Origin of the sequence: Nocardia sp. CA-128927 (assembly GCF_050955855.1) — a bacterium.
GTDB lineage: Bacteria > Actinomycetota > Actinomycetes > Mycobacteriales > Mycobacteriaceae > Nocardia.
Genome location: NZ_CP192087.1, coordinates 3,611,179 through 3,637,322 on the forward strand (window position 1 = coordinate 3,611,179; position 26,144 = coordinate 3,637,322).

At 66.0% G+C, this 26,144-nt stretch carries 22 protein-coding genes and 2 pseudogenes; 13 read left to right on the forward strand and 11 right to left on the reverse strand.

What is annotated here, in order from left to right; genetic code table 11:
- Positions 1-162: 162 nt before the first annotated feature.
- Positions 163-1,062 carry a LysR family transcriptional regulator gene (locus ACQPW1_RS17075; protein WP_433663672.1) on the reverse strand — a complete coding sequence of 300 codons (900 nt, stop codon included), beginning with the start codon at positions 1,060-1,062 and terminating at the stop codon, positions 163-165.
- A 71-nt stretch (positions 1,063-1,133) separates the two neighbouring features.
- Between ACQPW1_RS17075 and ACQPW1_RS17080 the strand changes: the two genes are divergently transcribed.
- From ACQPW1_RS17080 to ACQPW1_RS17105, 6 genes and pseudogenes are all read left to right on the forward strand, one after another.
- Positions 1,134-2,915: a gamma-glutamyltransferase family protein gene (locus tag ACQPW1_RS17080; RefSeq protein WP_433663673.1), complete on the forward strand. Its 1,782-nt coding sequence runs from the start codon at positions 1,134-1,136 to the stop codon at positions 2,913-2,915.
- Positions 2,916-3,077: 162 nt separating this feature from the next.
- Positions 3,078-4,709: an ABC transporter substrate-binding protein gene (locus ACQPW1_RS17085; RefSeq protein WP_433663674.1), complete on the forward strand. Its 1,632-nt coding sequence runs from the start codon at positions 3,078-3,080 to the stop codon at positions 4,707-4,709.
- Positions 4,710-4,892: 183 nt separating this feature from the next.
- Positions 4,893-6,524 carry an ABC transporter substrate-binding protein gene (locus tag ACQPW1_RS17090; RefSeq protein WP_433663675.1) on the forward strand — a complete coding sequence of 544 codons (1,632 nt, stop codon included), beginning with the start codon at positions 4,893-4,895 and terminating at the stop codon, positions 6,522-6,524.
- A 6-nt stretch (positions 6,525-6,530) separates the two neighbouring features.
- The gene (locus tag ACQPW1_RS17095) at positions 6,531-7,487 is read left to right on the forward strand and encodes an ABC transporter permease (protein WP_433663676.1); all 957 of its coding nucleotides are present in this window, start codon (positions 6,531-6,533) and stop codon (positions 7,485-7,487) included.
- Positions 7,484-8,398, forward strand: a complete 915-nt coding sequence (locus ACQPW1_RS17100) for an ABC transporter permease (protein ID WP_433663677.1) — start codon at positions 7,484-7,486, stop codon at positions 8,396-8,398. The genes ACQPW1_RS17095 and ACQPW1_RS17100 overlap by 4 nt, the downstream gene beginning before the upstream one ends.
- 11 nt (positions 8,399-8,409) lie before the next feature.
- Positions 8,410-10,737: pseudogene (locus tag ACQPW1_RS17105) on the forward strand (dipeptide ABC transporter ATP-binding protein); the annotation flags it as partial.
- A 286-nt stretch (positions 10,738-11,023) separates the two neighbouring features.
- Here ACQPW1_RS17105 and ACQPW1_RS17110 read toward each other — a convergent pair.
- From ACQPW1_RS17110 to ACQPW1_RS17120, 3 genes are all read right to left on the reverse strand, one after another.
- Complete coding sequence (locus ACQPW1_RS17110) at positions 11,024-11,431, reverse strand: RidA family protein (protein WP_396990069.1); 408 nt, start codon at positions 11,429-11,431, stop codon at positions 11,024-11,026.
- A gap of 2 nt (positions 11,432-11,433) precedes the next feature.
- Entirely contained in the window at positions 11,434-12,204 is a 771-nt protein-coding gene (locus ACQPW1_RS17115) for an IclR family transcriptional regulator (protein ID WP_433663678.1), read from the reverse strand.
- 108 nt (positions 12,205-12,312) lie between these two features.
- Positions 12,313-13,356 carry a sugar kinase gene (locus ACQPW1_RS17120; protein WP_433663679.1) on the reverse strand — a complete coding sequence of 348 codons (1,044 nt, stop codon included), beginning with the start codon at positions 13,354-13,356 and terminating at the stop codon, positions 12,313-12,315.
- Between the two features lie 105 nt (positions 13,357-13,461).
- Here ACQPW1_RS17120 and ACQPW1_RS17125 point away from each other — a divergent pair, with 105 nt between their 5' ends.
- From ACQPW1_RS17125 to ACQPW1_RS17140, 4 genes are read left to right on the forward strand one after another with little or no spacing between them, the layout of a single operon-like run.
- Positions 13,462-14,796, forward strand: a complete 1,335-nt coding sequence (locus ACQPW1_RS17125) for an amino acid deaminase (protein ID WP_433663680.1) — start codon at positions 13,462-13,464, stop codon at positions 14,794-14,796.
- A 13-nt stretch (positions 14,797-14,809) separates the two neighbouring features.
- Positions 14,810-16,423, forward strand: coding sequence for an N-acyl-D-amino-acid deacylase family protein (locus ACQPW1_RS17130; protein ID WP_433663681.1), 1,614 nt, complete (start codon positions 14,810-14,812; stop codon positions 16,421-16,423).
- An 11-nt stretch (positions 16,424-16,434) separates the two neighbouring features.
- Positions 16,435-17,043 (forward strand): bifunctional 4-hydroxy-2-oxoglutarate aldolase/2-dehydro-3-deoxy-phosphogluconate aldolase, encoded by a 609-nt coding sequence (locus tag ACQPW1_RS17135; RefSeq protein ID WP_433665266.1) that lies wholly within the window; start codon positions 16,435-16,437, stop codon positions 17,041-17,043.
- A 10-nt stretch (positions 17,044-17,053) separates the two neighbouring features.
- Positions 17,054-18,520: a GntP family permease gene (locus tag ACQPW1_RS17140; protein WP_433663682.1), complete on the forward strand. Its 1,467-nt coding sequence runs from the start codon at positions 17,054-17,056 to the stop codon at positions 18,518-18,520.
- A gap of 119 nt (positions 18,521-18,639) precedes the next feature.
- Here the strand turns inward: ACQPW1_RS17140 and ACQPW1_RS17145 are convergent, their stop codons facing one another.
- The 5 genes and pseudogenes from ACQPW1_RS17145 to ACQPW1_RS17165 form a co-directional block, all read right to left on the reverse strand.
- Complete coding sequence (locus ACQPW1_RS17145) at positions 18,640-19,203, reverse strand: DUF6879 family protein (RefSeq protein WP_433663683.1); 564 nt, start codon at positions 19,201-19,203, stop codon at positions 18,640-18,642.
- A 259-nt stretch (positions 19,204-19,462) separates the two neighbouring features.
- Complete coding sequence (locus ACQPW1_RS17150) at positions 19,463-20,551, reverse strand: IS3 family transposase (RefSeq protein ID WP_433653973.1); 1,089 nt, start codon at positions 20,549-20,551, stop codon at positions 19,463-19,465.
- Positions 20,443-20,694 (reverse strand): annotated as a pseudogene (locus tag ACQPW1_RS17155) (transposase); the annotation flags it as partial. The gene ACQPW1_RS17150 and the pseudogene ACQPW1_RS17155, both read right to left, overlap by 109 nt.
- Positions 20,695-20,749: 55 nt before the next feature.
- A complete protein-coding gene (locus ACQPW1_RS17160) occupies positions 20,750-21,427 on the reverse strand; it encodes a helix-turn-helix domain-containing protein (RefSeq protein ID WP_433663684.1) in 678 nt (225 codons plus the stop codon).
- The gene (locus ACQPW1_RS17165; protein WP_433663685.1) at positions 21,424-21,966 is read right to left on the reverse strand and encodes a DUF6879 family protein; all 543 of its coding nucleotides are present in this window, start codon (positions 21,964-21,966) and stop codon (positions 21,424-21,426) included. The genes ACQPW1_RS17160 and ACQPW1_RS17165 overlap by 4 nt, the downstream gene beginning before the upstream one ends.
- A gap of 336 nt (positions 21,967-22,302) precedes the next feature.
- Here ACQPW1_RS17165 and ACQPW1_RS17170 point away from each other — a divergent pair, with 336 nt between their 5' ends.
- Positions 22,303-22,479, forward strand: a complete 177-nt coding sequence (locus ACQPW1_RS17170) for a hypothetical protein (RefSeq protein ID WP_433663686.1) — start codon at positions 22,303-22,305, stop codon at positions 22,477-22,479.
- Positions 22,480-22,620: 141 nt separating this feature from the next.
- Positions 22,621-23,721: an FAD-dependent monooxygenase gene (locus tag ACQPW1_RS17175; RefSeq protein ID WP_433663687.1), complete on the forward strand. Its 1,101-nt coding sequence runs from the start codon at positions 22,621-22,623 to the stop codon at positions 23,719-23,721.
- A 60-nt stretch (positions 23,722-23,781) separates the two neighbouring features.
- Here the strand turns inward: ACQPW1_RS17175 and ACQPW1_RS17180 are convergent, their stop codons facing one another.
- Positions 23,782-24,750: a helix-turn-helix transcriptional regulator gene (locus ACQPW1_RS17180; RefSeq protein WP_433663688.1), complete on the reverse strand. Its 969-nt coding sequence runs from the start codon at positions 24,748-24,750 to the stop codon at positions 23,782-23,784.
- 62 nt (positions 24,751-24,812) lie between these two features.
- On the opposite strand from ACQPW1_RS17180, the gene ACQPW1_RS17185 reads away from it, so the two are divergent.
- Positions 24,813-25,304: a pyridoxamine 5'-phosphate oxidase family protein gene (locus ACQPW1_RS17185; protein ID WP_433663689.1), complete on the forward strand. Its 492-nt coding sequence runs from the start codon at positions 24,813-24,815 to the stop codon at positions 25,302-25,304.
- Between the two features lie 121 nt (positions 25,305-25,425).
- Here ACQPW1_RS17185 and ACQPW1_RS17190 read toward each other — a convergent pair whose 3' ends face one another.
- Positions 25,426-26,112 carry a Clp protease N-terminal domain-containing protein gene (locus ACQPW1_RS17190; RefSeq protein WP_433663690.1) on the reverse strand — a complete coding sequence of 229 codons (687 nt, stop codon included), beginning with the start codon at positions 26,110-26,112 and terminating at the stop codon, positions 25,426-25,428.
- Positions 26,113-26,144: the final 32 nt, after the last annotated feature.

Below are 26,144 nucleotides of genomic sequence, written 5' to 3' on the forward strand. Positions count from 1 at the left end.
CGGGAGCCAATTCGATCGTGCGCTACGTACGAGGACCCCGCTGCAAAGCCGCACGCGTTCTGATGCCCCGCGCACCGACTCGCCGCGCCAACACGCGTGCGTATGTCAAATGGTGTGCGGCTGCGTGAGCCAGGCTCGGCCTCAGGGTTGACGCCGTGCGGCTCAGGCTGCGGAGCGCGCGCGTTCGGCCTGGGTGAGCGTGGTGTCGACGAAGGCTTGCGCGGCGGCGGTCAGCGGTCCGCCGCGGTGTACTAACCACTGCGGCAGTTTCTCCGGCGGATCGAACCGATAGACCGCCGCCCCGGCGCGGACGGCCAGATCGTGCCAGCCGTCGGGCATGAGGCCCGCGCCGATGCCGCGCAGCACCATCGGCAGCACCACGCTGCGGTCGCCGACCTCGGCGGCGATGTGCAGATCGCCGACGGTGGCGGCGAGCCGGTCGAAGCGGGCCCGGACCGCGGTGGCGGGCTGGGTGATGACAAAGCTCATGCCGCGCAGGTCTTCTGGCGTAACTGTGCCATCGGTGCCGATCTCGGTGCCCGGCGGCGCGACGAGCAGGAACTGTTCGTCGCGCAGGTGATGGGCCACCAAACCGCGGCCCGCGGGGCGCTCCGCACTGCCGCAGACCCCCGCCTCACAGCGTCCACGCAACACCATGGCGACCACCTCGGCCGCCGACAGCGCCGACCAGGTGCCGACCGTCAGGCCGGGGTGATGCTCACGCAGTTCGGCGATGGTGCTGATCACCGGCTCCAGCGTCGAGGACGAAGTGGCCGCGACATCGACCCGCCCGACAACGCCCTCACCTACGGCTTGCGCGGCGGCCCGCAGCGCATCGAGATCACGCAGCACCTGGCGCGCGCGGTCGGCCATGAATTCCCCGGCATTGCTCAGCACGGCATTGCGGCCGACCCGATGGAACAGCGCCACCCCCAGCTCCCGCTCGAGCTTGCCGATCGCCCGCGACAGCGACGGCTGGGCTACCCGTAAAGCCCGCGCAGCGTGGGTGAACCCGCCGTGCTCCACGATGGCGACGAAGTACTCGAGCTGCCTGCGTTCCATAACCATAGGCTATCGGTTTGGTGCCATAGATGTCTTGGACGTACGTACCGTTATAAGGAGATACTCGGCAGGTGTTCACCACGCGTCCTACCTTGCAGGGCACCTTCGGGATGGTGTCGTCAACCCACTGGCTCGCCTCGGCCGCCGCGATGGCGGTCCTCGAGGACGACGGTAATGCGTTCGACGCGGCGGTCGCCGCGGGGTTCGTGTTACACGTTGTGGAGCCACACCTGAACGGCCCGGCCGGCGAAGTGCCGATCATCCTGGCGCCCGCGGGGCTGCCCCCCCGTGTGCTGTGCGGCCAGGGTCCGGCGCCGGCCGGGGCCACCATCGCTCGCTACAACGCGCTCGGCCTGGACCTGGTGCCCGGCACCGGCCCGCTCGCCGCCGCGGTGCCGGGCGCGTTCGACGCCTGGATGGTGCTGCTGCGCGATCACGGCACCAAGCGGCTCGCCGAGGTGCTGTCGTACGCGATCAGCAATGCCGAGCGCGGCCATCCCGCGGTCGAGCGGATCGGCGAGACCGTCGAGACGGTCACCGAGCTGTTCGAGAACGAGTGGACCAGCTCCGCCGAGGTCTACCTGCGCGACGGAAAGGCCCCCGCCGCAGGCGCATTGCTGCGGAATCCGGCACTCGCCGCGACCTGGCGCCGCCTCATCGCCGAGGCTGAGGCCGCGAGCAGCGATCGGGAAGCCCAGATCGAGGCCGCGCGCCGCGTCTGGCGCGAGGGTTTCATCGCCGACGCACTGGTCGCCGCCGCCGCGCGGCCGACCATGGATACCTCCGGTGAGCGGCACGTCGGTACGTTGACCGGCGACGATCTCGCGAATTTCAGTGCGTCGTACGAGAATCCGGTCACCTACAGCTGGAACGGCTGGACCGTCGCGAAGCCGGGCCTGTGGAGCCAGGGCCCGGTCATGCTGCAACAGCTCGCACTGCTGCCGGAGCGGCTGGAGTACGGCACGCCGGAGTACTACCACACGCTGATCGAGGGCTCGAAGCTCGCGATGGCGGACCGCGAGGCGTGGTACGGCGACAGCACTCAGGTTTCGCTCGCGACGCTGCTTTCCCCCTGGTACAACGCGCAGCGCAGCGCGCTGATCGGACCGCAGGCCTCCTTCGAACTGCGCCCGGGCAGCCCGGACGGCCAGCGTCCGCGCCTGAGCGGCTACGTGCAGACCAGTTCCGTTGACGCCGTCGATGTTCCGCTCGGTGCGGGCGAGCCGACGGTGGCCACCTCCGGCGCTACCCGCGGCGACACCTGTCAGCTCGACATCGTGGACCGCTGGGGCAATATGATCGCGGCGACACCGAGTGGTGGCTGGCTGCAATCCAATCCGGTGGTGCCCGAACTCGGTTTCCCGCTCGGCACCCGACTACAGATGGCCTGGCTGGAACCGGGCCTACCCAACTCGCTCACACCGGGCCGCCGCCCGCGCACCACGCTCAGCCCGTCGCTGGCGTTGCGCGACGGCGAGGCGGTGATGGCGTTCGGTACGCCGGGTGGCGATCAACAGGATCAGTGGAGCCTGCATTTCTTCCTCGCGGTCGCGATGCGCGAGAAAGTGCGCGGCGGTCTCGATCTGCAAGGCGCCATCGACGCACCGAACTGGCATCAGGAAAGCTTCCCCGGCTCGTTCTATCCGCGGGCGATGAGCCCGGGTTCGGTGATCGTGGAGTCGCGCATCGGCACCGAGGTGATCTCCGACCTGGAACGACGCGGACACCGCGTGACGGTGGGCCCACCGTGGTCGGAAGGCCGGTTGTGCGCGGTAGCTCGGGACCGTGAGAACGGTGTACTTTCAGCTGGAGCCAATCCCCGGGGCATGCAGGGCTACGCCGCGGGACGATAACTGAACAGTTAAATGGAGAATAGCGGTCCGGATACGCCGGACCGCTATTTGTCGTGTCATTTCGAGGTGCGCGCCGATTCGTGTGATGGCGTGAACAAGAACATTCTACGAAAAGGAATACCCGGCGAGAAAAGTGCGAAACGTTGAAGTATCTTGTAGCGCATGCTCGCTCGCTTCACACGGATGCTGGTGCTCGGCGTAACCGCCGTCGCCATCGCTTCCTGCGCACCGGTACAGCACCCCGCTGGAACCGCGACGCACACAGATGATTACGGCACACCCGTGGGATCGCAGCCGGTACGTGAAGGCGGCGACCTGGTGATGGGCCTTTCCGCCGAACCCGACAAGCTCGACCCGACCACCTCCAGCTCGCTGTACACGCGTTACGTGATGAACTCGATCTGCGAGAAGCTCTACGACAACGACGCGTCCGGAAACCTGGTGCCGCAGTTGGCAACCGCGCTGCCCGACGTCTCCGAGGACGGGCTCACCGTCACCATTCCGGTCCGCAACGGCATCAAGTTCGCCGACGGCGCCCCGTTCGACGCCACCGCGGTGCAGACCAGCCTGCAGCGCCACCTCACCATGAAGACCTCGCAGCGGACCAGTGAAATGGGTCCGATCGCGTCCATCGAGACGGCCGATCCGTCGCACGTTGTGATTCGCTACAAAAAGCCCTTCGCGCCGATCACCGCCGCGCTCGCCGACCGGGCCGGGATGATCATGTCCCCGGTCGAACTCGCGAAGGACGAGGGCAAGAACTTCGGCGACCACCCCACCTGCGTCGGCCCGTTCAAGTTCGTCAAGCGCATCCCGCAGACCTCGATCATCGTCGAGCGCGATCCGCTGTACTACGACGCGAAGAACGTGCACCTCGACAAGGTCACCTACCGGATCATGATCGACGCCAACATTCGCGCGTCGAACCTGCGCTCCGGTGATATCCAGGTCGCCGACACGATCTCCCCGCAGGATGTCGACGCGCTGGCCAAGGATCCGGACCTGCACCTGCTGCAGTCGGGATCGCTCGGCTACCAAGGCATTTACCTCAACATCGGCAACGTCGACGGCGTCGGTAAACCGGCCAAGCCGATCGATACCCCGATCGCGAAGGATCCGCGCGTCCGGCTGGCGTTCTCGCAGAGCATCAATCGGCAGTCGCTGGTCGATACCGTCTTCAACAACTGGTTCGAGGCGGCGTGCTCGGGCATCGTGCCGAAGAGCACCTACGCCACGCCCGCCGGAATCGCCTGCCCCACCTACGATCCGGCGCACTCGAAGCAATTGCTCGCCGAAGCCGGTGTGCAGCTGCCGTACCCGATTACCATGCAGGTCTCCAATACCCAGGACGAACTGCGGTACGCGCAGGCGTTGCAGGCCAACGTCGCGGAGGGCGGATTCGATCTGAAGATCGTGCCCACCGAATACTCGACCCTGTTGGACGTGCAGAAGCGTGGCACCTACGAGGCCTTGATGCTCGGCTGGTCGGGCCGGCTCGACCCGGACGCCAATATCACCCGATTCATGACCACCGGCTCGGGCGGTAACTACGGCGGTTACAGCTCACCCAAGCTCGACGAGCTGCTGGCCAAGGCCGCACGCACCAGCGACACCGCGCAGCGCGCCGAGTTGTACGGTCAGGCGACAAAGATCATCCAAGAGGACAACCCGTACCTCTACACCTATCGGAAGCGTTTGTTGACCGTGCACTCGGCGAAGGTGACCGGCATCGAGGGCTATGCCGACGGCGTAGTTCGGCTCGGTAAGGCCGCCTACGCGGATCAGAAGAACTGAAAAAGCGCGCCGAGGCGCAATAGTCGAACATCGAACAGGAATAGCGGTCCGGATTCGCCGGACCGCTATTTTCCGTATCGATTTGAGCTCCGCTTCATTTCGTCCAGTGGCGGCTAAGAGAACAATGTACAAAAAGAAACGGTGGTGGCGAAAAATGCAGCGTGTTGAAGTATGTTGTAGCCCATGCTCGTTCGCTCCACTCGGCTGGCGGTCCTCGGTGTCGTCGCCGCCGTCCTCGCTGCCTGCGCACCGACGCAGCACGCCACCGAGACCGCAACGCACGTCGACGATTACGGCACACCCATAGGCACGCAACCGGTCCGTGAGGGCGGTGATCTGGTGATGGGCCTGTCGAACGAACCCGACAAGCTCGATCCGACCACTTCCAGCTCGCTCTACATGCGCTATGTGATGAGCACGATCTGCGAGAAGCTCTACGACAACGACGCGTCCGGAAACCTGGTGCCACAGCTGGCCACCGCGCTGCCCGACATCTCGTCGGACGGGCTCACCGTCACCATTCCCGTCCGCAGCGGGATCCAGTTCGCCGACGGCACCCAGTTCAACGCCGACGCGGTCGAGAGCAGCTTGCAACGGCACTGGAAGATGGAAGGCTCCCAGCGCACCGGCGAGATGGGGCCGATCGACGAGATCGAGGCCGCCGACTCCACCCACGTGGTGATCAAGTACAAGGAGCCGTTCGCGCCGCTGACCGCAGCGCTCGCGGACCGCGCCGGGATGATCATGTCGCCGGCCGCGGTGAAGGAGTCGGACAAGAACTTCGGCGATCACCCGGTGTGTGTCGGGCCGTTCAAGTTCGTCAAGCGGGTCCCGAATACCTCGATCGTCGTCGCCCGCGACCCGCTGTACTACGACGCGAAGAACGTGCACTTCGATTCGATCACCTATCGGATCATCTCCGATGCGAAGACCCGGGCGGCGAACCTGCGCTCCGGTGACATCCAGGTCGCCGACACGATCTCACCGATGGAGATCGACGGGCTGGCCAAGCTGCCGCAACTACACGTGCTGCAATCGGGATCATTCGGCTTCCAGGGTCTGTATCTCAATATCGGCAATGTCGACGGCGCGGGCAAACCGGTGAAGCCGATCAATACCCCGATCGCGAAGGATGCCCGGGTCCGGCTGGCGTTCTCGCTGGCCACGGACCGGGAGACGCTGGTCAAGAAGGTGTTCAACAACTGGTACGACACCGCCTGCACGCCGATAGCGCCACGTACCTCCTACGCGACGCGAGCCAGTACCGCCTGCCCGCTCTTCGATCCGGAGCGATCCAAGGAGCTGCTGCAGGAGGCGGGAGTGCAACTGCCGTATCCGGTCACGATGCAGGTCACCAACACCCAGGACTACCTCCAGTACGCGGAGGCGCTGCGGGACAGCGTCGCGCAGGGCGGGTTCGATTTGCGGATCGTGCCGACCGAATACGCGGCCATGTTGGACGCGCAGAAGCGCGGCACCTATGAGGCCCTGTTGCTCGGCTGGTCGGGCCGGATCGACCCGGACGGCAACACCGCCCGGTTCATGACCACCGGCTCGAGCGGTAACTACAGCGGATACAACTCACCGGTCCTGGACGACCTCCTCGGCTGGGCCGCACACAGTACGAGCGCCGCGCAACGCGGTGCGCTTTATGAGCAGGCGGTGCGGTTTATCGCGCGGGAGAACCCGTTTATCTACACCTACCGTCTGCGTAACTTGACCGTGCACTCGACATGGGTGACGGGCATCGAGGTTTACGCCGACGGCGCTGTGCGGCTCGGCAAGGCCGCGTTCGTCGCGGATCGGAAGGGCTGAAAATCCATGTTGCAGTATGTGTTTCACCGTCTGTGGCAGTCCGCTGTCACGTTGGTGCTCGCCTCGATCGTGATCTTCATCGGGGTGCGCGCACTCCCGGGTGATCCCGCCACGGTGATGGCGGGCGAGCAGGCCGACCCCGCGGCGCTGGCCGCGGTGCGCGCCGATCTCGGGCTGGACCGGTCGCTGCCGGTGCAGTACTTCGAATTCGTCTGGCACGCGCTGACCGGTGACTTCGGGCGGTCCATCCGCACCGGCACGCCGGTGGTCGACATGATCGGCACCACGTTGCCGGTGACCGTCCAGCTCGCGGTCTACGCGATGATCGTGGCGGTGCTGGCCGGTGTTATCGGCGGTGTGATCGCGGCGGTGTATCGCGGTCGCTGGCCGGAGTGGGTCGCCAACGGGTTCTCGCTGGCCGCCCTGTCGGTGCCCACCTTCTGGGTCGGCATCCTCGCGGTGCTGTATCTGTCGGTGCAGCTGAACTGGTTCCCCGCCTCCGGGTACGTGTCGCCGTTCGAGCATCCGCTGCGCGGCATCTACTTCCTCACGCTGCCCGCGATCATCCTCGGCCTCGCGCACGCCGCCGTGGTGCAGCGCCAGACCAGGTCGTCGATGGTGGAGACGCTGACCGCCGACTTCGTGCGCACGGCGCGGGCCAAGGGCCTCAGCCGCGGCGCGGTGATCTTCCGGTTCGGCCTGCGCAACAGCCTGATCGTGGTCACCACGATCGTTGGTCTCCAGCTCGGCGGGCTCATCGCCGGCGCGGTGGTCACCGAGCGCATCTTCAGCCTGCCCGGCATGGGCAAGCTGACCCTCGACTCGGTGTTCACCCGCGACTACCCGGTGATCCAGGCGGTCATCTTGGTGATCGCCACGTCCTACATCGTGATCAACCTGCTGGTCGATGTGCTGTACACGGTGATCGACCCCCGCGTGCGAGTGTCCGGGAGGGCGCAGTGACCATTATCGAAATCCCTGCCGTCGAAACAACTCCCGGCGTCGAGAACAAGCCCCTGGAGACCCCGCCGCTGGCCGCGGTGCGCGGCCGCGTGCTGCGGCAGCTGTGGCGCAACCCGCTCGGCATGGTCGGCGCGGTGCTGCTGCTGATCGTGATCTTCGTCGGTGTGTTCGCGCCGCTGCTCGCCCCGTACTTGCCGAGCGAGGTGCACTTCTCGACCCCGTTCCAGCACCCGGGTACCGTCGGATTCGCCTTGGGCACAGACGATCTGGGCCGCGACATTCTGTCGAGGGTGCTGTATGGCACGCGTGCCTCGCTCGAGGTCGGCGTGCTGTCGGTGCTGTGCGCGGTGCTGATCGGCGTGCCGCTCGGCCTGCTGGCCGGGTACTGGCGGACGCTGGACCTGATCCTGTCGCGGCTGTCCGACGTGCTGCTCGCGTTCCCCTTCATCATCCTCGCGGTCGGGCTGACCGCGATCAACGGCGGTGGGCTCGCCGACGCGGCGATCGCGATCGGCATCGCCCAGGTGCCGATCATGATGCGGGTGGTGCGCGCGGAAACGTTGCGGCTCAAGGAAACCGACTTCGTTGTCGCCGCGAACACGATGGACGTGCCGCCCTGGCGCATCCTCGTTGAACACATTCTGCCCAACTCGCTGGCGCCGATCATCGTGCAGGCCACGGTGATCATGCCGACCGCGGTGATCAGCGAGGCGATCCTGTCGTTCCTCGGGCTCGGCATCAAGCCGCCCGCGCCCAGCCTCGGCATCATGCTGTCCGACGCACAGCAGTACCTGCTCCGCACGCCGTGGCCGGGCATCTTCCCCGGTGTGGCGCTCGCGATCATCTGCTTGGGATTCAACCTCTTCGGCGACGCCCTGCGGGACGCGCTCGACCCGAAGACACGGCGCTGAAGGAGCCCGCAATGACAGAACCACTCTTGGAGATCAGCGATCTGCGGGTGTCCTTCGGCGAGGTGACCGCCGTGCACGGCGCGGACCTGGTCGTCCAGCCGGGGGAGCGGGTCGCGGTGGTCGGCGCCTCCGGATCCGGCAAATCGACACTGGCACACGCGATCATGGGCCTGCTGCCCGGCTCCGGCCGGGTGACCGGCGGCAGCATTCGGTGGCGCGGCGAGGACATCACGCACGCCGAGGAGAAGCGGCTGCGCGCGTTGCGCGGCAAAGAGATCGGGCTGGTACCGCAGGATCCGATGTCGAACCTGAACCCGGTATCCCGGGTCGGTCGTCAGGTGTCGGAAACCCTGCTGGCGCACAAGGTTTGCAGCCGTAGCGAGGCGAAAGAGCGCGCCATCGAGCTGCTCGGACAGGCTGGTCTGCCCGAGCCCGCACGGCGGGCGCGGCAGTACCCGCACGAGTTCTCCGGCGGTATGCGCCAGCGTGCGCTGATCGCCATCGGCCTGGCCTGCCGGCCGGATCTGCTGATCGCCGACGAGCCGACCTCGGCGCTGGATGTGACTGTGCAGCGCCAGATTCTGGATCATCTGGAGAAGCTGACGCAGGAGCTCGGCACGGCACTGCTGCTGGTTACCCACGATCTCGGGCTGGCCGCTGAGCGGGCGGACCGGGTGGTGGTGATGTCGGACGGGCGGATCGTCGAGTCCGGGCCCGCGCGGCAGGTACTGACGGATCCGCAGGAGGAGTACACGCGGCGGTTGGTCGCGGCGGCGCCCGCGTTGATCGCGCCGCGGCGGGCCGATCCGGTTGTGGTGGATGAGGTTCTGGAGGAGAAGGCTGCGGTCGGCGGGGTTGCGGGCGCGGCTGCGGATGGCGAGGTGACTGCGGAGACGGTTGCCGATGGCAAGGCTGCCGAGGAGGCGGTTGTCGACGAGAAGGTTGTCGACGAGAAGCCTGTCGAGGAGAAGGCGGCCGACAAGGACAAGGCCACTGACGACAAGGCTGTCGACGCCGAGGTCGCAGCTACGAATGGCGCTGTCAAGAAGGCCGCCAAGGGCAAGTCTGCCAATGGAAAGGCTGCCGACGAGGCGGTCGTCGGCGACGAGGTCAAGGCTGCCGACGGCACGGTCGCTGACGGCAAGGCTGTTAACGACAAGACCGCCGATGCGGAAGTCGCTGACGCGAAGGCGACCGACAAGGCTGCTGGCGACGAGGTCGCCGAAGTTGCGGCTGCCGACGAAGAGGCGGCTGACGAGAAGGCCACCGATGAGACGGCTGCTGCCGCCGTGGCCGAGGACACGGACGCCGGTGACGGCGAGGTTGCCGTCGAGAAGGTCGCCGACAAGGCTGCAGGCGACGAGGTCGGCGAAGTTGCGGCTGCCGAGACGGCGGCTGACGAGAAGGCCACCGCCCCAGTGGCCGCAGACACGGAGGCCGCTGACGACAAGGCCGCCGATGCGGACGTTGCTGACGACAAGGTTGTCGTCGAGAAGGCTGCTGACACGACGGTGTCCGTCGACGAGGCTGCTGCGGCAGAACCCGTAAATGTCGTGCCCGCCAAGGATTCTCCGATCCTCGAGGTCTCCGGCATCAGCAAGGAGTACCGGATCCGCGGTCGCGGCGGGCTGCTGCGCGCGGTCGACAACGTGTCGTTCACGATCACCCGTGGCCGCACGACGGCGATCGTCGGCGAGTCCGGCTCGGGCAAGACTACGACCGCGCGGATGGTGCTCGGCCTGGTGCCCGCCACCTCCGGCACCATCAAGTTGAACGGTGTCGACATGGTCGGGCTGCGTGGTGCGCCGTTGCGCGCGGCGCGGCTGTCGATGCAGCCGGTGTTCCAGGACCCGTACGCCTCGCTGGACCCGATGTGGACGGTCGAGCGGCTGATAGCGGAACCGTTGCGCGCCTTCGGTATCGGTGATCGCGCGGCGCGCGGTAAGCGGGTGTCCGAACTGCTGGAGCAGGTCGCGCTGCCCGCGGCGATGGCGCACCGGTACCCGAACGAGCTGTCCGGTGGCCAGCGCCAGCGCGTCGCGATCGCCAGGGCACTGGCCATCGAGCCGCAGCTGGTGGTGTGCGACGAGGCGGTGTCGGCGCTGGATGTGCTTGTGCAGGACCAGATTCTGACGCTGCTCGCGTCGCTGCAGGAGCGGCTCGGCGTCAGCTACCTGTTCATCTCGCACGACCTCGCGGTCGTTCGCGCGCTAGCCCACGAGGTCGTCGTGATGCGTGATGGCCGGGTGGTGGAACAGGGTCCGGTCGAGGAAGTCCTCACCGCGCCCGCCGATCCGTACACGCGGCAACTGCTGGACGCGATCCCCGGCGCGGGTGTCGTCGGCGGTGGCTCGTCGGACGATGACAAGGATGCCGACGACGATGTCGCGGCCTCCGTCGATAGTGAACTGGCTGCGAAAGTCTAAGGGCCGCAACCGAACCAAGACCCCGCGTCGCGGCTGACTACGCGGCCCAGCCGCCCCGACCCATCCGTGGGCCGGGGCGGCTGCTCGGTTGTCGCCCGCCGCGCACGTATTCTCTGCCCGCGCACGTAATTGCTGGCAATTACGTGCGCGCGCCGCGAGTTCGTGCGCGGGATGATTCGGAGCGGGCGCCGTTCGATTGCTACTCGGAGACGATCGCGACGGCGTCGATCTCGACGAGCATTTCTGCGCGCGGCAGCCCGGTGAAAACGGTGGTGCGGCTGGGCAATACGTCACCGGTGGTGTTGGCGTCGACGAACTCGCCGTAGGCCTCGTTCATCGCGCCGAAGTCGTCGCGGGTGGTCAGGTAGACGCGCAGCATCACCACATCGTCGAACGTCGCCCCGCTCGCGTCGACGATCGCCTTCACATTCTGCAGCGTGCGGATGGTCTGCGCCGCAACGTCGCCCGGGTACAGGTACTCGTTGGTCACCGGGTCCACCGGACCCTGCCCAGAGACCTGCACGAACGGTCCCTTGCGCACGCCCTGGGAGAACGTGTGTGCGGGCGCGGGGGCGTCGGTGGTGCGGACGGCAATCTTCTCACTCATGGTCAGCCTTTCGTGGCGGTGGTTGCGCGGCCGGGGATCCAGCCGAGCTCGGCGGAGATGGCGTCGGCCGCCGCGCGAACCCGCGGCAGTTCGGCCAGTACCTGATCGTGGTCGAGCAGCATGTCCGGCACCGACATGGAGACGGCGGCGACCACCGCGCCGGTGCCGTTGCGCACCGGGACACCGATGCAGTTGACGAAGCTCTCGTGTTCCTCGTGGTCCTCCGCATACCCAAGGGCGGCAACCTTTTCCAGCTCGATCAGGTAGCGCTCGGGGGTGCGGATGGTCCGTTCGGTGAACGGGTGGAAGTCGATCTTCTCGGCGATGATCCGCCATTCCGAGCGGGGCAGCGCCGAGATGAGCACCTTGCCGACGGCGGTGCAGTGCAGCGGCGCCGGGCGGCCGACCCGCGAGTACATCCGCACGCTCTGGGTGGCGTCGAGCTTGTCGATGTAGATGACATCGCCGGACTCGTAGGTGGCGAGGTGGATCGTCTGCTTGGTGTCGGCGTTCAAGGCGCTCAGGTGCGGCCGCGCGAGGGTGCGCACGTCGCGCTGCTCCAGGGTGCGGTTGGCCAGTTCGAACAGCCGCGACCCGAGCACATACCGGTGCTGGCTGTCGTGGGTGACGAAGCGCTGGGCCTCCATCGTCTGCAGCAGCCGCAGCACCGTCGACTTGTGCACGCCGAGCTGGGTCGCCAACTGGTCCAACGATCGCGAATCCTCGCCGAGCGCAACAAGAATGATCAATGCACGCGACAAACTCTGACTCATGACTGCGACTCACTGACTCTAAGGTGACTCATGACTCCGCCTCGCTAACGCTCGACTCCGTCATGCGCCACGGCACGCTGTGTGTTTGATTCACTCGCTGACGCTCGTTCATGAGGCCACATTCTGAATGACGCTGTCGTTGTAATGCAGCTCGGCCCAGGCGTTTTCGTCCACCGTGGCCAGTCGTTCCAGTATCGCGGGCGCGGGCAGCTCGGCGCCATCGCCGGTGCCGGTCAATGCCGCTGCGGCACAGAGGTGTCCGAAGCGTAGCCGCTGCACCAGCGGGCGTCCGTGCAGCAGCGCGGCGAGGTAGCCGCCGGCGAACGCGTCGCCCGCGCCGATCCGTTCGGTGACCTCCAGCCCGAGCGCGGGCACCTCGACGCGCTGGGTGCCGGCGAATCCGGTGACCGTGTGCGCGTCGTTCTTGACGATCAGCTGCGCGGGTTCGGGGAACAGCGCGCGCAGCTCGTCGGCGTCGTCGGTGCCGAAGACCGCACCGGCCTCGTCGGCGCCGAGGAACACCACATCGCAGCCGCGCACGTGGCGCGCGAGCACCTCGGCGGCCAGTTCGACGCGGCCAGCCCAGAGTGCGGGCCGGAAGTTCAGGTCGAAACTGACCAGCCTGCCGTCGCGGGGGAGCGCGAGCAGTGCCTCGGTGAGCCCGGTCGCCGACGCCGACAGCGCGGTGGTGATCCCGGTGAAGTGGACCAGGTCGCAGTGTTCGAGCAGCCGGGCCGCCGCGGTCGCCGCCAGATCGGCGGGGGAGAGCGCGCTGGCCGCGGAGCCGGTCCGGTAGTAGAGCATGCGGCTGGCCCGGTCGGCCAGATCGGTGGCCTTGCCCGAGCCACTACCGCGCTCCTTGACGTACACCGCGGTCGGTCGGGTGGGATCGGTGACGACCGCCGACACATCGACCCCGCGCGCCGCGAGGTGCGCGACGAGATATCGGCCGAAACCGTCGTCGCCCACCCTGGACAGCCAAGCGGTGTCGACACCCAGCTGCAGCAGCACGGTGGCCACGTTCGCCTCCGCGCCGCCCGCGGTCCGTTCGAAGATCTCCGACTCCTCCAGCGGTCCCGGCTGCGCCACCAGCACCGCGAGTCCCTCGCCGACAGTTACCGCTCGTGAGCGGGTCGACGTAGGCCACGTCACACCGATCTCCTTCCTGTGCTTGCGGCCACCGGCCATCCCGTGCAGAATAACCACACGAAACACGATGCGCAACAAGCATTGCAAAATGTGCAATAGCAAGAGGCTATGCATAATGATGCGAATTCGCTGGGAAGGAATGCCGTGGCGATCGACGACGATGTCGTAGCAGGACTCGGAGACCGGACTCTCGGTCCCGAGCACAAAGGGCTGCCGCCCGCTGCCTGGGGTCGCACCGTGCGCGAATTCCTCGCCACCGCACCGAGTCTCGATCAGTTCGAGACGCCGCTGCTGACCATCGACCGGTCGGCCGTCGAGGCGAACATCGCCGTGATGGCCGAATGGGTCGGTGCCGCAGGGGTGCAACTCGCGCCGCACGGCAAGACCACCATGTCGCCGCAGCTGTGGGCGCAGCAGCTGGCTGCGGGCTGCTGGGGGATCACGCTGGCCACCATCTGGCAGGTGCAGGTGGCGCGTTCCTTTGGCGTCGGCCGGGTGCTACTGGCCAACGCGCTGGTCGATCCGGTCGGATTGCACTGGGTGGCCGCGGAATTGGCGAAGGATTCGACCTTCGAGTTCGTCTGCTGGGCGGACAGCGTCGAGACGGTCGAGCTGATGGATGAGCACCTGCGGTCCGCGTCGGGTACCGCGCGCGTTCGAGTGCTCGTGGAACTCGGTGGGCCACATGGTCGTACCGGCGCCCGCACCGTGGAACAGGCGCACGCTGTTGCCGCGGCGGTGACGGACGCGCAGCGGTTGACGCTGGCCGGAGTCGGCGGTTACGAGGGCGCGCTCGCGCATGACCGCACGTCCGAGGCCACCGATACGGTGCGGCATTACCTCGACGAACTCGCCCGCCTGCATCGTGAAATCGCGGCCGGCGGACAGTATCCGGACGGCGCGATCGTGACTGCGGGCGGCAGTGCCTACCCCGACCTGGTCGTCGAACGACTGGCCGGTCTCGCCGATGAGCAAGGCGCAGAGGGTGTTCCGACCTCGATCGTGTTGCGCTCCGGGGCGTACATCATTCACGACGACGGCTTCTACGCGGGCATCTCCCCGTTCACCGCGTCCCGCAGTGATACGCCGCTGCGGTCGGCCATGCACGGCTGGGCGCGTGCCGTCTCCCGTCCGGAGCCGGAATTGGCGCTGCTGGATGCGGGTAAGCGCGATCTGCCTTACGACGAGGGGCTGCCGGTGCCGCAATACGTTGCGGGAAAAGAAGCTTCGGCACTGGATCCGGCCGCGACGGTATCCGCGCTCAACGACCAGCACACCTTCCTGCGGCTGCCCGCGGGCACCGACCTGCCGGTGGGTGCGGTGGTGCGGCTGGGCCTGTCGCACCCGTGTACCGCCTTCGACAAGTGGCGGCTCATCCCGGTGATCGATGACGCCGACGCGCCGTCGCCGCGGGTTGTCGACCTCCTCCATACGTTCTTCTGACGAGCCGAAGACCATGACGGACCTACTCTTTCGCGACATCGACATCATCGATGGCACCGGCGCATCCCGTTTCCGCGGCGACGTGCTCATCGACCGGGGGCGCATCGCGCGCATCGCCGATCCGGGCAGCATCGCCAGAGCCGATCGGATCATCGACGCGGGGCCGGGCGCGGTGCTGTGCCCGGGCTTCATCGACATGCATGCCCACTCGGATCTGCATCTGCTCACCGAACCGGGGCACTTCCCGAAGGTCAGCCAGGGCATCACCACCGAACTGATCGGGCAGGACGGGCTGTCCTACGCGCCGATCGATGACGCCACCCTCGCGGTGGTGCGGCGGCAGATCGCCGGGTGGAACGGCAATCCCAGCGATCTCGACTTCTCCTGGCGCACCGTCGGTGAGTACCTGGATCGGCTCGATCGCGGGATCACGCCGAACGCGGCCTATCTCGTGCCGCAGGGCACGCTGCGGTTGCTCGTGGTCGGCGCGGAACAGCGCCCGGCGACGGCGGCCGAGATCGGTCAGATGCAGGAGTTGCTCGCGCAGGGGTTGCGCGAGGGCGCGGTCGGCATGTCCAGCGGGCTCACCTATACGCCCGGAATGTATGCCGACACCGGGGAATTGGCGGCACTGTGCAAGGTGGTCGCCGAGTTCGGCGGCTTCTACGCACCGCATACCCGCTCGTACGGCGCGGGCGCGCTGGAGGCCTACGCCGAGATGATCGGCCTGGCCCGCACCACCGGGTGCTCGCTGCACCTCACTCACGCCACGATGAACTTCCACGTGAACCGCGGGCGCGCACCGGAATTCCTGGCGCTGATCGATGCCGCGCGGGCCGAGGGCTGCGACATCACCCTGGACACGTACCCGTATCTGCCTGGTGCGACCACGCTTTCGGCGCTGCTGCCGAGCTGGGCGATGTCCGGTGGCCCGGATGCGGCGCTGGCCCGGCTCGACGACGCCGAGACGCGGGCGCGAATCGCCGTGGATGTGAACGTGAACGGGTCCGACGGCTGCCACGGTGTGACCGTCGAATGGGAGACCATTCAGATCAGCGGTGTCGCCAACGCGGAGCTCGACGCGTATGTCGGCAAGCGGGTGGACGAGATCGCGGACGAGCGTGGCATGGCGCCGGTCGAGGTGTTCTTCGATCTGCTGCGGCGCGACCAGTTCGCGACCAGCATCTTGCAGCACGTCGGGCACGAGGAGAACGTGCGCGCGATCATGGTGCACCCCGGGCATATGGGCGGCAGTGACGCACTGCTCGCACCGGCGCGGCCGCATCCGCGCGCGTGGGGCACCTTCCCGCGCTACCTCGGACACTACGTTCGCGAACTGGGCGTGCTCGAACTCGAGGATTGTGTGCACCACCTGACCGGTCGGCCCGCCGATCGGTTGCGGCTGCGGGATCGTGGGCTCGTATTCACCGGGTACGCCGCCGATTTGGTGGTGTTCGATCCGGCCACGATCGAGGACACCGCTACCTTCGACAATCCGAAACAGCAGGCGCGTGGTATCCGGCATGTGCTCGTCAACGGTGCGTTCGCCATCGAAAACGGCGCGCCCACCGGGACTCTCGCCGGACGTGCGCTGCGCATGGACGCTTCGCGGAAGGAGACATATTGAGTACCTCGGCCATGGAGGTCATCCGCGCTGACCGCGTGCTCAGCGTGGTTCGCGCACCCGAGATCCCCGATCCGGTGGCGCTCGCCGAAGCGCTTGCCTCGTCCGGGATTCGGGCGTTGGAGCTCACCTTCACCACCCCGGGCGTGCTCGGCTACCTCGCTGCGGCGAGAGCGGCCGAGGGCGCCGTGCTCGGTGTCGGCACGGTGCTCACCGGTGAACAAGCCAAGGCCGCCATCGACAGCGGTGCGCAGTTCCTGGTCACGCCGGGTCTACGCGTGGATGTAGCCGAGGTTGCCGCGCAGCACGACATCCCCGTCGTGATGGGCGCTTTCACGCCGAGTGAGGTGCTCACCGCACTCGATCTCGGTGCGGCCGCGGTGAAGATCTTCCCCGCCAGGGCTCTTGGCCCCGGCTATCTGAAGGACCTGCGTGGTCCGTTCCCTGACGTGGCGCTCATCCCTTCGGGTGGCGTCAACGCGGGTAATGCCGCCGAATTCCTGGCCGCGGGCGCAGTTGCCGTCACGGCCGGAACCGACGTTGTTGCCCCTTCCGATGTCGCAGCGGGCCGCTGGTCCGAAATCGCTTCGCGTGCGGCATCGTTCGTTCGATCCATGAATTGAGAGGTCCACCATGGGTGCCACCGTAGATTGGTTGCGCACTACCACCCCGGGGCTGCTTGTGCTCTGTGGGCTCGCGATCGCCGTGTTGCTGTTCGCCATTATCAAGGTCAAGCTGGAGCCGTTCATCGCGCTGCTGCTGACCGGCTTGGCATTGGCGCTCGCCGCCGGCCTACCGGTGTCGAAGATCGTCGGCACGGCGATCAAGGCCGGTGATTCCATCCTGGAGACCGGGTTCGGTGGCATCCTCGGGCACATCGCGGTGATCATCGGCCTAGGCACGGTGCTCGGCGCGATCCTCGAACGGTCCGGTGGCGCCGACGTTTTGACCGGCAAGCTGCTGAACCTGTTCGGCGAGAAGGGTGCTCCGGTCGCCATGGGCCTGCTCGGGCTCATCTTCGGTATCCCGGTGTTCTTCGACATCGGCATCTTCGTGCTCGCGCCGCTGATCTACGTGGCCGCCAAGCGCGGTGGGCGTTCGCTGGTGTTGTACGCCATGCCGATGCTGGCCGGGTTGTCCATGACGCACGCGTTCCTGCCGCCGCACCCCGGTCCGGTCGCGCTGGGTGGTCTGCTCGGAGTCAGCCTCGGCTGGCTGATCCTGATGGGATTCGTCTGCGGCATACCGGGATTCATCGCCGCGGGCATCGTGTGGGGTAGCTACATCGGCAAGCGCATCCAGGTCGAGGTGCCCGACGAGTTCCTCGTGCGCAAGGACGAGGAGACGGAGACCGCTCCCGATGAGGGGGAGCGGGTCTCCGACGGTTCCGGCGGCGTCGCCACGAAGCGGCCCGTCACGACCACTCCGCCGTCGGTCGGGCTGATCGGCGCGATCATCGCCATTCCGCTGGTGCTGATCCTGGGCGCGACCTTCGGTACCCAGCTGCTGGACAAGGACTCTCAGCTGCTCCAGGTGCTGACCTTCTTCGGCACACCCGCCGTGGCCCTGCTCATCGCGGTGCTCATCGCCTTCTACGTGCTCGGCGTGCGCCGCGGATCCACCGTGCAGGAACTCAGCGAGCTCACCGCCGAGTCGCTGCGACCGGTCGGCATGCTGCTGCTGGTCGTCGGTGCGGGCGCCTTCTTCGGAAAGGTCATCTCCGCCACCGGAATCGGCACCGCCCTCGCCGACACCATGTCCGCGGCCGGGCTCCCCGTGATCGTCCTCGCCTACATCATCAGCTGCGGTCTGCGCATCGCCCAGGGCTCGGCCACCGTCGCCATCGTCACCACCGGCGGCATCGTCGCACCCCTGGTCACCGGCCACGACTACTCGCAGATGTCGATCGCCCTGATCGCCATGGCCATCGCCGCGGGCTCGATCATCCTCAGCCACGTCAACGACGGCGGCTTCTGGATCATCGCGAAGTTCTTCAACATGACCGTGAAACAAACCCTGCAAACCTGGACCGTCCTGGAAACCATCCTCTCCGTAGTCAGCTTCGCGGTAGCAGCAATCCTGTTCGCCATCGTCAGCTGACCCCCGAAGTCCCGTGCGGGGCTGGACAACTGGTGGAGCGCACGCCCGTCAACTCGGACGAGCTGCTCCACCAAGTCCAGCCCCGCATCGGCGTCTCAGACGTCGGCGGGGATCTTTCGTCACTTCCGCGCGAAATCGCTTTTCACGTACTCCGTGTACGGAATGGCGAGCTCCTGTAGGCGATCTTTCACGTCAGTGCAGTACTCGGCTATCTGGGGATCGGTGGTTATCGCCAGCCCAGCTGGACCGCCGGTTTCGTTCGCCAGGTTGTAGGCGACCTTGGCTCCGTCGAACAACCACCAATCATCGGGCGGAATCTCGCTGGTGAGGTGACGTGGCAGATAGCGGATATCTTCACCATCGTCTACCCGGACCTTCGTCACGGACAGTAGCCAGCGGTGGTAGTCGGTGTGGGGCACTGTGACCACACGGATTCGGGAAACGGTTACGCCTCGCCCGGTGGCGTCGTGAATGAGGTCCGGCCATTCACGGTTAGTGCTGGCAGGGGGCGCCTCACCGGCGAGATAGCGCTTGATTCGTTCAGCCTCGGCGGGCTCGGCGTACGAGTCGCGCTGTTCGAGGTGGAAGGCGTAGAGCTGTGCCTCGGAGAACAGCCTTGGCCACAGGTTGGGCTCGTCAGTAGGCCGGTACTGCACGGTGGAAGCCCTTTCCGTCCTTGGCATTTCGATGGGGGTTCATCGGCGATAGGCTTAGCTGGAGACGCGTTCAGTGGTATCTGAGCTATTCTCGCGCTCGAAGCCGCGCGAGGGCCGCAGCAATCAAGGTACGAGCCGCGCCTCCGGTAACTGACCGTGACGCCAGCATGTCGAACAAACGACCGTAGATTGCGATCTCGCGTGGCTGTGTGATTGTCAGCTCTGCGGTGACTGCCTCGACTGTGGCCAAGCGATTTGAGGTTCCCCCCAAATGGTGGACGGGGGGTTATGCGGCCGAAGTGGCCGCGAGGAGTGACCGCTCATAATTGTCGGGGCTGAGCATCCCGATCGTGGAGTGGCGTCTTCTACTGTTGTAGAAATTCATCCATTTGTCAACTGCTGCAACGAGTTCCGCTTTGGTGGCGAAGGTGTGTCGATAGTAGTATTCGTGTTTGAATGTCGACCACAGGCTTTCCGCGCCGGCATTGTCCCAGCATATTCCGGTCGATCCCATGGATCGGCGCAGACCGTGCCGATCGCAGGCGGCAGCCATGTCGTTGGCGGTGTACTGGCTACCTCGGTCCGAATGCAGAACCGTGCCCGCACACGACCCGCCACGCGCCGCTACCGCCCGGTCCACGGCGTCGGTGACCATCTCGGTCCGCATGTGATCGGCCACGGTCCAGCCGAGCACCTTCTTGGAATGCTCGTCCTTGATCGCGCACAGGTACATATCGCCTTCACCGCAAGTCAGATAGGTGATGTCGGAAACCCAGACTGCGTCTACACGGCCCTGGTCGAAAAGACGTTGCACCAGGTCGTCCGGGAACGACGCGGTCGGGTCCACGATCGTGGTCCGCACCTTGAAGGTGCGCGGGCTGATCCCGGCCAGCCCGATCTCGGCCATGATCGCCGCGACCGTCTTCTCCGACACCCGATCACCGCGATCGCGCAGCTCGGCGGTGATCCGCGGAGCCCCGTAGGTCCCATCGGAGTCTTTATGGACGGCAAGGATCTTCACCGTCAAGTCGGCGCGCCGCTGCTGCCGATCGGTCAACACAGGGGCCGTCTTCCGCTTCAGGTACGCGTAGAACCCTGAGGTCGATACACTCAACAACCGCGCCATGCGCGTGATATCGGCTGTGCTGCCGTTGATTTCGGTGGCGGCGCACTGCGCTGCCATCAGCTCGAACCGGGCCGGTTCTGCTGCATCGCCGCGAAGTACGCGCTCGCTTTTTTTAGGAAACTGACGTCTTTCTCCAGCTCGCTGACCTGCTTGCGTAACCGGAGCAACTCTGCCCGCTCGGCCGGGCTCAACGGCTGCTCGCCGTGTACCTCGGCCGCCGCTATCCGGCGGCGTTCGTCTTGGACCCATTTAGCGAGAAGGCTTTCATGCAAACCCAACTCGCCAGCCACCGCGGCGATCGTGCGACCGGAATCGATCACCCGATGCGCGGCCTCGACCCGGTACTCGGCCGTGAACGACCGGCGCTTCCGAGACGATGACATACTGGACATCCTTCCAGCAGGACCGCGATCCCGCTAAATCGGTGTCCACTGCTTGGGGGGAGCCTCAATTGTCGAACAACACGAAGTTGGTTGCCTGCATGGGCGGCTCGGCGTCAGCCGGAATGATCCCCAACTGAACCCGAGGCAACCCAGTGACGGCAAGGAGTCGGTCCAACTGCCCGGTCATCACTTGAACGCTGCCAACCGGGGTCGACAACGCTTGCTCAGCTATAAGGATATGAAAACGTCTGTCGCCCTTATAGCGGAACTGTTGCCGCTCGATACGCCTGGAGACTGCCTCGTCGACGTCGTCAGGGAGTCGATAGAAGGCGACAGAGTGGGTAAGTACGCCCTCGGCGTACTCTGCGGTTTGAAGTATGCCGGGAATGATCGTCGGTTGATAGATTCGCATCTGCTTCGATTGTTCGGCAAGCTTGACGGACTTTCGTTGACCTTGCCTGAGTCCTGCGGCGTGCTGGCGCCGGTACTCCATGTATGCGGTGTCAATGTTGTGGACGGTCGCCAGCAGGTCTGGGAGCTGATCATTCGCACCCGCACTCTCGCAGTAGGCGCGAACGTCAGCATCGGAGGGTTTAACTCTGCCGTATTCGATTTTCGATACTTTGGATTCATGCCACCCGGATCGGCGTGCGAGTTCACGCCCGCTTATTCCGGCTCTGCGGCGAATCTCGCGAAGCTGCGCCCCGAGAGCTTCCCGCGCGTCAGGAACACTGTTGGTCACTGCTGCATATCTACCGCACGCCGGGCAACATAGTTTCGGTACGGGATCGCCAGCGGCCAAAGGCTTTGCTTCACGGTCGAACAGAAGTCGGCAACCCGGGGGTCTGTGGTGAGTGCAGATACCCCTGCCGCCCGACCGTTGATGTCGACGAGGTTGAACACCACCCGACGATCATCGAGCAGCCAGAAGTCATCCGCTGGCACCTGGTCGGCGCTGACCTGATGCCTAGGTATGTAGCGGATGTCTTCGCCGGCTTCAGCGTTCAACGCCGTCAGTGCGAGGAGCCACCGTTGATAGTCGACGTGTGGGACAGTGACGACGCGGACGCGAGTCACCCGCACACCCCGCCTCGTCGTCTCCTGCACGAGCCGTCCCCATGGCTGGAACCAGGCGTTGTCGTCGGGTTCGCCGTCGAGGAAGCGCCGCAAGGGTTCCGACTCGTTCGGCACCGCATAGGTGTCTCTGACCTCCAAGTGGAACGCTTCCCGCTGGCACTGCCCGAACAGGTCAGGCCACGGATTGCCGGTCAGTAGTTGCATGTGCTGGTCCGCCACCCTTGCGCGAGATAGCCATGATCGGTGGCGTACAGGGTTGGGCAGTCGTTATTGCCGGACCCGCCTTTGCCGAGGAACTTCAAATGCATGATCTTGCCCCTATCGAACAGTGTGCACGGTTTTCCATGCTGTTCATCATGATCCCGCCACCCAATGGGTTTCGTGCCCTGATGGCTGCAGCTCGGCAAGTTCTATCAAACCTGTAGACGTGCTGTTCCGGGCTTCATAGCGTCGGTGGGCAGGCGCTCAGGGCTGGTCCGGAACCGGAGCAATCCTGGTTTTGACCTGCCGACTACCAGAGACCGAGCGAAGGGGCGGAACATGGTGTGGCTCTCACGAATTCAGGCGTTCGAAGGTGGGTTCATCGAGTTCTTCGACTACATGGACGACGAGGCGAGCGCCGACGACCATGACATACCGGTGATCGGGTCTAACGGCAATGAGCCCGACAAGTGGCCGGGTACCGGCCGATCATCGCCGAGAGGGCGGGCGGGATGAGGCCGAAACCTGTCGGACGATACGTCGGTTCGACCTAGATGAGGTGTTGGGTGAGATCAACGGATCCGCGAGACGAGCGTCATACTCGCGAACCGCGTTGCGGCTTACGCTCGTGACTATCCGAGCGGGAGGGGTTGCGAGATGTCCAAGGCGATCATCGTCGGCGGGGGTATCGGTGGGCTGGCCGCGGCTGTCGCATTGATCGGGCGTGGGTGGGAGGTGGAGGTGCTGGAGCGGGCGGGCAGTATCGCCGAGGTCGGGGCGGGGATTTCGTTGTGGTCGAATGCGCTTCGGGCACTGGATGCGCTCGGTCTCGGTGATCAGGTGCGGGCGCGGGCGATCGAGGAGGGATCGGCGGGCATTCGGGATAGCAAGGGGCGGTGGATCTCTCGCGTCGACAGCGAAGCGATCCGTACGCGATTCGGCAGTCCGATCGTGCTGCATCGCGCCGATCTGCTGGACATCTTGCACGCGGCACTCCCGGAAGAGGTGCTGCGCACTGGCATTTCGGTGACGGCGGCGCGGACCGACGGCACTGTCACTCACTCTGCGGGCACAGCGAAGGGCGACCTGGTTGTCGGCGCCGACGGCCTTCGCAGCGTGGTGCGGCGCGCGGTCAGCGGCGATATCGAGCCTCGCTACAGCGGCTACACCGCTTGGCGGCTGGTGGTCACTCCTGCGGAGCCGATCACCGAGCTCGGCGAATCCTGGGGTCGTGGTGAACGTTTCGGCTTCGCCCCGCTATCGGACGGTCGCGTCTACTGCTTCGCCTGCGCCAACATGCCCGCGGGCACCCCGGGCGGTGGCCTGGCCGAGCTACGCCGCCGCTTCGGCACCTGGCACGATCCGATCTCGGCCCTACTCGCCGCCGCGGAGGAATCCGCCGTCCTCAAACATGACCTCTACGACCTCCCCGCCCGGAAAACCTATGTCGCCGACCGCATCGCCCTCCTCGGCGACGCCGCACACGCCATGACCCCCAATCTGGGTCAGGGCGCCTGCCAATCCCTCGAAGACGCCGTCATCCTCGCCCGAGTCGCCACCGAAGACGCCGACCTGACCAGGTATGACCAGGAGCGCAGGCCCCGCACGCAAATGCTCGTCACCCGCTCCCGTCGCATCGGCACCATCGCCCAGCTGTCGTCACCTCCGGTCGTCGCCCTCCGAAACACGGCATTGCGTCTGATCCCCGCATCGGCCCAGGCCAATTCCCTTGCGCCAGTGCTCGACTGGACCTGTTGAACAAGCACGGACGTCGTGGCCATTCAGAATGCAGATGCTTAGGAACGTCCTGAGTTGCCGCTAGTCGTGGTACAGCGCGTGCATGCGGGCTGCGGTTTCCGCCATTCGTGCGCGTAGTTCAGGAGGATCGAGGATCTCGACGTATTCGCCGAGGGGCATGAGGCCGTGGGCGAGGACCTCGTATGACTCCGAGGGGAGGGTCAGTTCGACCCAGCCTTCGGTGTCGGGTTCGGTCGCGGTGGCGAGCGCTTCGGCGACCGCGGCCGGTTCGTTCATCAGTCGCAGCATTCGCAGGTGGGTGGTGGCGATTCGGCAGCGGGCGCGTACGCGGAGCATCGATTGTGCGAAATCGTCTGCTGCCGTTGACCAATGGGATGACAGGTCGAAATCTGTAGGGCGGGTGAAGGATTCGCTGGTCAGGTCGGCGGAGATGATCCTGCTGACGCGGTAGGAGCGGATCGCCGTGCTGTCTCGTGCGACCAGATACCAGGTGCCTGCCTTCATTACCAGGCCGAGTGGGTCGAGGGTGCGGTCGACGACCTTGTCCTTGCGGCCGTATCGGACTTGCAGTCTGCGGTCGTGCCAGAGGGCGTCGGCGACGGTGTTCAGGGTGGGCGTCTCGTCGGGTCGGTGGAACCAGCCTGGTGCGTCGATGTGTACCCGTTCGGCGATTCGGGTTGCGCGGCCGCGTAATTCGGGTGGCAGTGCGGCGAGGACCTTGAGTTGTGCGGTGGCGAGGACGGTGCCGAGGCCGAGATCAGCTGCCGCGCCCGGGGATCCGGCGAGCAGGACGGCGTCGGCCTCGTCCGTGGTCAGGCCGGTCAAACGGGTCCGGTAGCCGTCAACGAGCTGGACACCGCCCGCGCGGCCCGGCTCGCTGTAGACCGGCACGCCCGCCGCGGACAGCGCCTCGACGTCCCGATACACGGTGCGCACCGACACCTCGAGCTCCTCGGCGAGCTCGCCCGCGGTGGATCGGCCGCGTGTTTGCAGGATCAGCAACAGCTGCAACAGTCGACTCGCTCGCATGCGTCGAGATTAGCCAGAAAACCTGACAGAAGATGTCAAGGATTGATCGTACTGTCGAGAACATGACCACTTGGAGCGAATTCACCGCAGAAGCGCCGCACATCGCCGAGCTCTTCGTGCGCAGGTACACCGCTACCGGCAACCTGTGCATGCTCGGCACCCTCCGTTCGGACGGGTTTCCCCGGATCAGCCCGGTGGAGCCGCGAATCTTCGAGGACATGCTGGTGATCTCGGGCATGCCCGACACCACCAAGTTCCGCGATCTGGCTCGCGATCCACGCTTCTGCCTGCACACCGCCACCATCGACACGAAGGTGAGCGACGGCGACGCCAAACTGTTCGGCACTGTCGTCGATCTCCCCGACAAGGAAGTCCACGTCCGCTTCGCGCAGAAACTGTTCGACGACACCGGGTTCGATATCCGCGGCCAAGAGTTCGGCCACTTCTACGTCGCGGATCTGAGCAGCGCCTCCACTGTCGAGGTCAGCGATGACCACCTCGACATCACCATCTGGAAGCCGGGTCAGGGTGAACGTGTAGTGCGTAAGCACTGACGCGGTAGGTCCGGCTCGGCGCGCACCGCGCACGTTCTCTGTCGCTGCGTACGAAATCGCCAGCTGATTCGGGCGCGGTGGGCGAACCTGTGCGCCGCAGCCCGATCAGCGCGCGGCGCGGTTACTCGTCGCGTGGTAGGCGGTTGAGTACTTCGGTGCTGAGTTGCTGGGGATCGACGCCGAGCGCTTGCAACGCGGCGTGCACGACCTCGTTCTCCTGCGCGAGGACCCCGAGCATCAGGTGCTCGGTATCGACACTGGTCTTGTTGGACTTACGCGCTTCGATTTCGGCGCGCACCAACGCCTTCTGCGCTTGCATGGTGAAGTGCGGCGTGACCGTGGCGGGGGTCTGATACCTCGCGCCGGCGAGCAGGGCCCGCCGCAGTTTCTCGTGGGTGAGTCCCAGCGTGGTGACGGCGGTGCCGACGGGTGTCTCGGGATCGTCGTCGGCGGTGCTGGTCAGCGCGAGCAGCAGGTCGCTCGGTTCGATGTGCACGTGGTTGAGCGCCTGTGCTTCCCGCAGGCTGTTCTCCAGCGCCTTTCTGGCCTGCTTGGTGAAGGGGATGTGGCCCGACTTGCCGTGGTCGGCTGCCCCCGGGGTCAGCGCGATCTGCGCCCGGGCCGTCGCCGGATCGATCCCCAGCTCGGCCAGTGCGCGCGCGGTGGTGGCCGCGGAACCGATCTCGCATGCGCGCAGGACCGCGAGCAACATGTGCTCGGCGCCGATGTAGTCGTGGCCGCGCTCGCGCGCCTCTTCTTGGGTCAGCACGATTACCCGGCGGGCTTGATCGGAGAATCTCTCGAACATAGCGACCCCCTTTCGGCCATCGGCCGCTCATC

Bases quoted from the DNA above. Each gene is read 5' to 3' on its own strand.
- ACQPW1_RS17075 (WP_433663672.1), bottom strand. From the start codon at position 1,062: ATGGAACGCAGGCAGCTCGAGTACTTCGTCGCCATCGTGGAGCACGGC.
- ACQPW1_RS17085 (WP_433663674.1), top strand. From the start codon at position 3,078: ATGCTCGCTCGCTTCACACGGATGCTGGTGCTCGGCGTAACCGCCGTC.
- ACQPW1_RS17090 (WP_433663675.1), top strand. From the start codon at position 4,893: ATGCTCGTTCGCTCCACTCGGCTGGCGGTCCTCGGTGTCGTCGCCGCC.
- ACQPW1_RS17095 (WP_433663676.1), top strand. From the start codon at position 6,531: ATGTTGCAGTATGTGTTTCACCGTCTGTGGCAGTCCGCTGTCACGTTG.
- ACQPW1_RS17110 (WP_396990069.1), bottom strand. From the start codon at position 11,431: ATGAGTGAGAAGATTGCCGTCCGCACCACCGACGCCCCCGCGCCCGCA.
- ACQPW1_RS17115 (WP_433663678.1), bottom strand. From the start codon at position 12,204: ATGAGTCAGAGTTTGTCGCGTGCATTGATCATTCTTGTTGCGCTCGGC.
- ACQPW1_RS17125 (WP_433663680.1), top strand. From the start codon at position 13,462: ATGCATAATGATGCGAATTCGCTGGGAAGGAATGCCGTGGCGATCGAC.
- ACQPW1_RS17130 (WP_433663681.1), top strand. From the start codon at position 14,810: ATGACGGACCTACTCTTTCGCGACATCGACATCATCGATGGCACCGGC.
- ACQPW1_RS17135 (WP_433665266.1), top strand. From the start codon at position 16,435: ATGGAGGTCATCCGCGCTGACCGCGTGCTCAGCGTGGTTCGCGCACCC.
- ACQPW1_RS17140 (WP_433663682.1), top strand. From the start codon at position 17,054: ATGGGTGCCACCGTAGATTGGTTGCGCACTACCACCCCGGGGCTGCTT.
- ACQPW1_RS17145 (WP_433663683.1), bottom strand. From the start codon at position 19,203: ATGCCAAGGACGGAAAGGGCTTCCACCGTGCAGTACCGGCCTACTGAC.
- ACQPW1_RS17150 (WP_433653973.1), bottom strand. From the start codon at position 20,551: ATGGGTCCAAGACGAACGCCGCCGGATAGCGGCGGCCGAGGTACACGG.
- ACQPW1_RS17165 (WP_433663685.1), bottom strand. From the start codon at position 21,966: ATGCAACTACTGACCGGCAATCCGTGGCCTGACCTGTTCGGGCAGTGC.
- ACQPW1_RS17170 (WP_433663686.1), top strand. From the start codon at position 22,303: ATGGTGTGGCTCTCACGAATTCAGGCGTTCGAAGGTGGGTTCATCGAG.
- ACQPW1_RS17175 (WP_433663687.1), top strand. From the start codon at position 22,621: ATGTCCAAGGCGATCATCGTCGGCGGGGGTATCGGTGGGCTGGCCGCG.
- ACQPW1_RS17180 (WP_433663688.1), bottom strand. From the start codon at position 24,750: ATGCGAGCGAGTCGACTGTTGCAGCTGTTGCTGATCCTGCAAACACGC.
- ACQPW1_RS17185 (WP_433663689.1), top strand. From the start codon at position 24,813: ATGACCACTTGGAGCGAATTCACCGCAGAAGCGCCGCACATCGCCGAG.
- ACQPW1_RS17190 (WP_433663690.1), bottom strand. From the start codon at position 26,112: ATGTTCGAGAGATTCTCCGATCAAGCCCGCCGGGTAATCGTGCTGACC.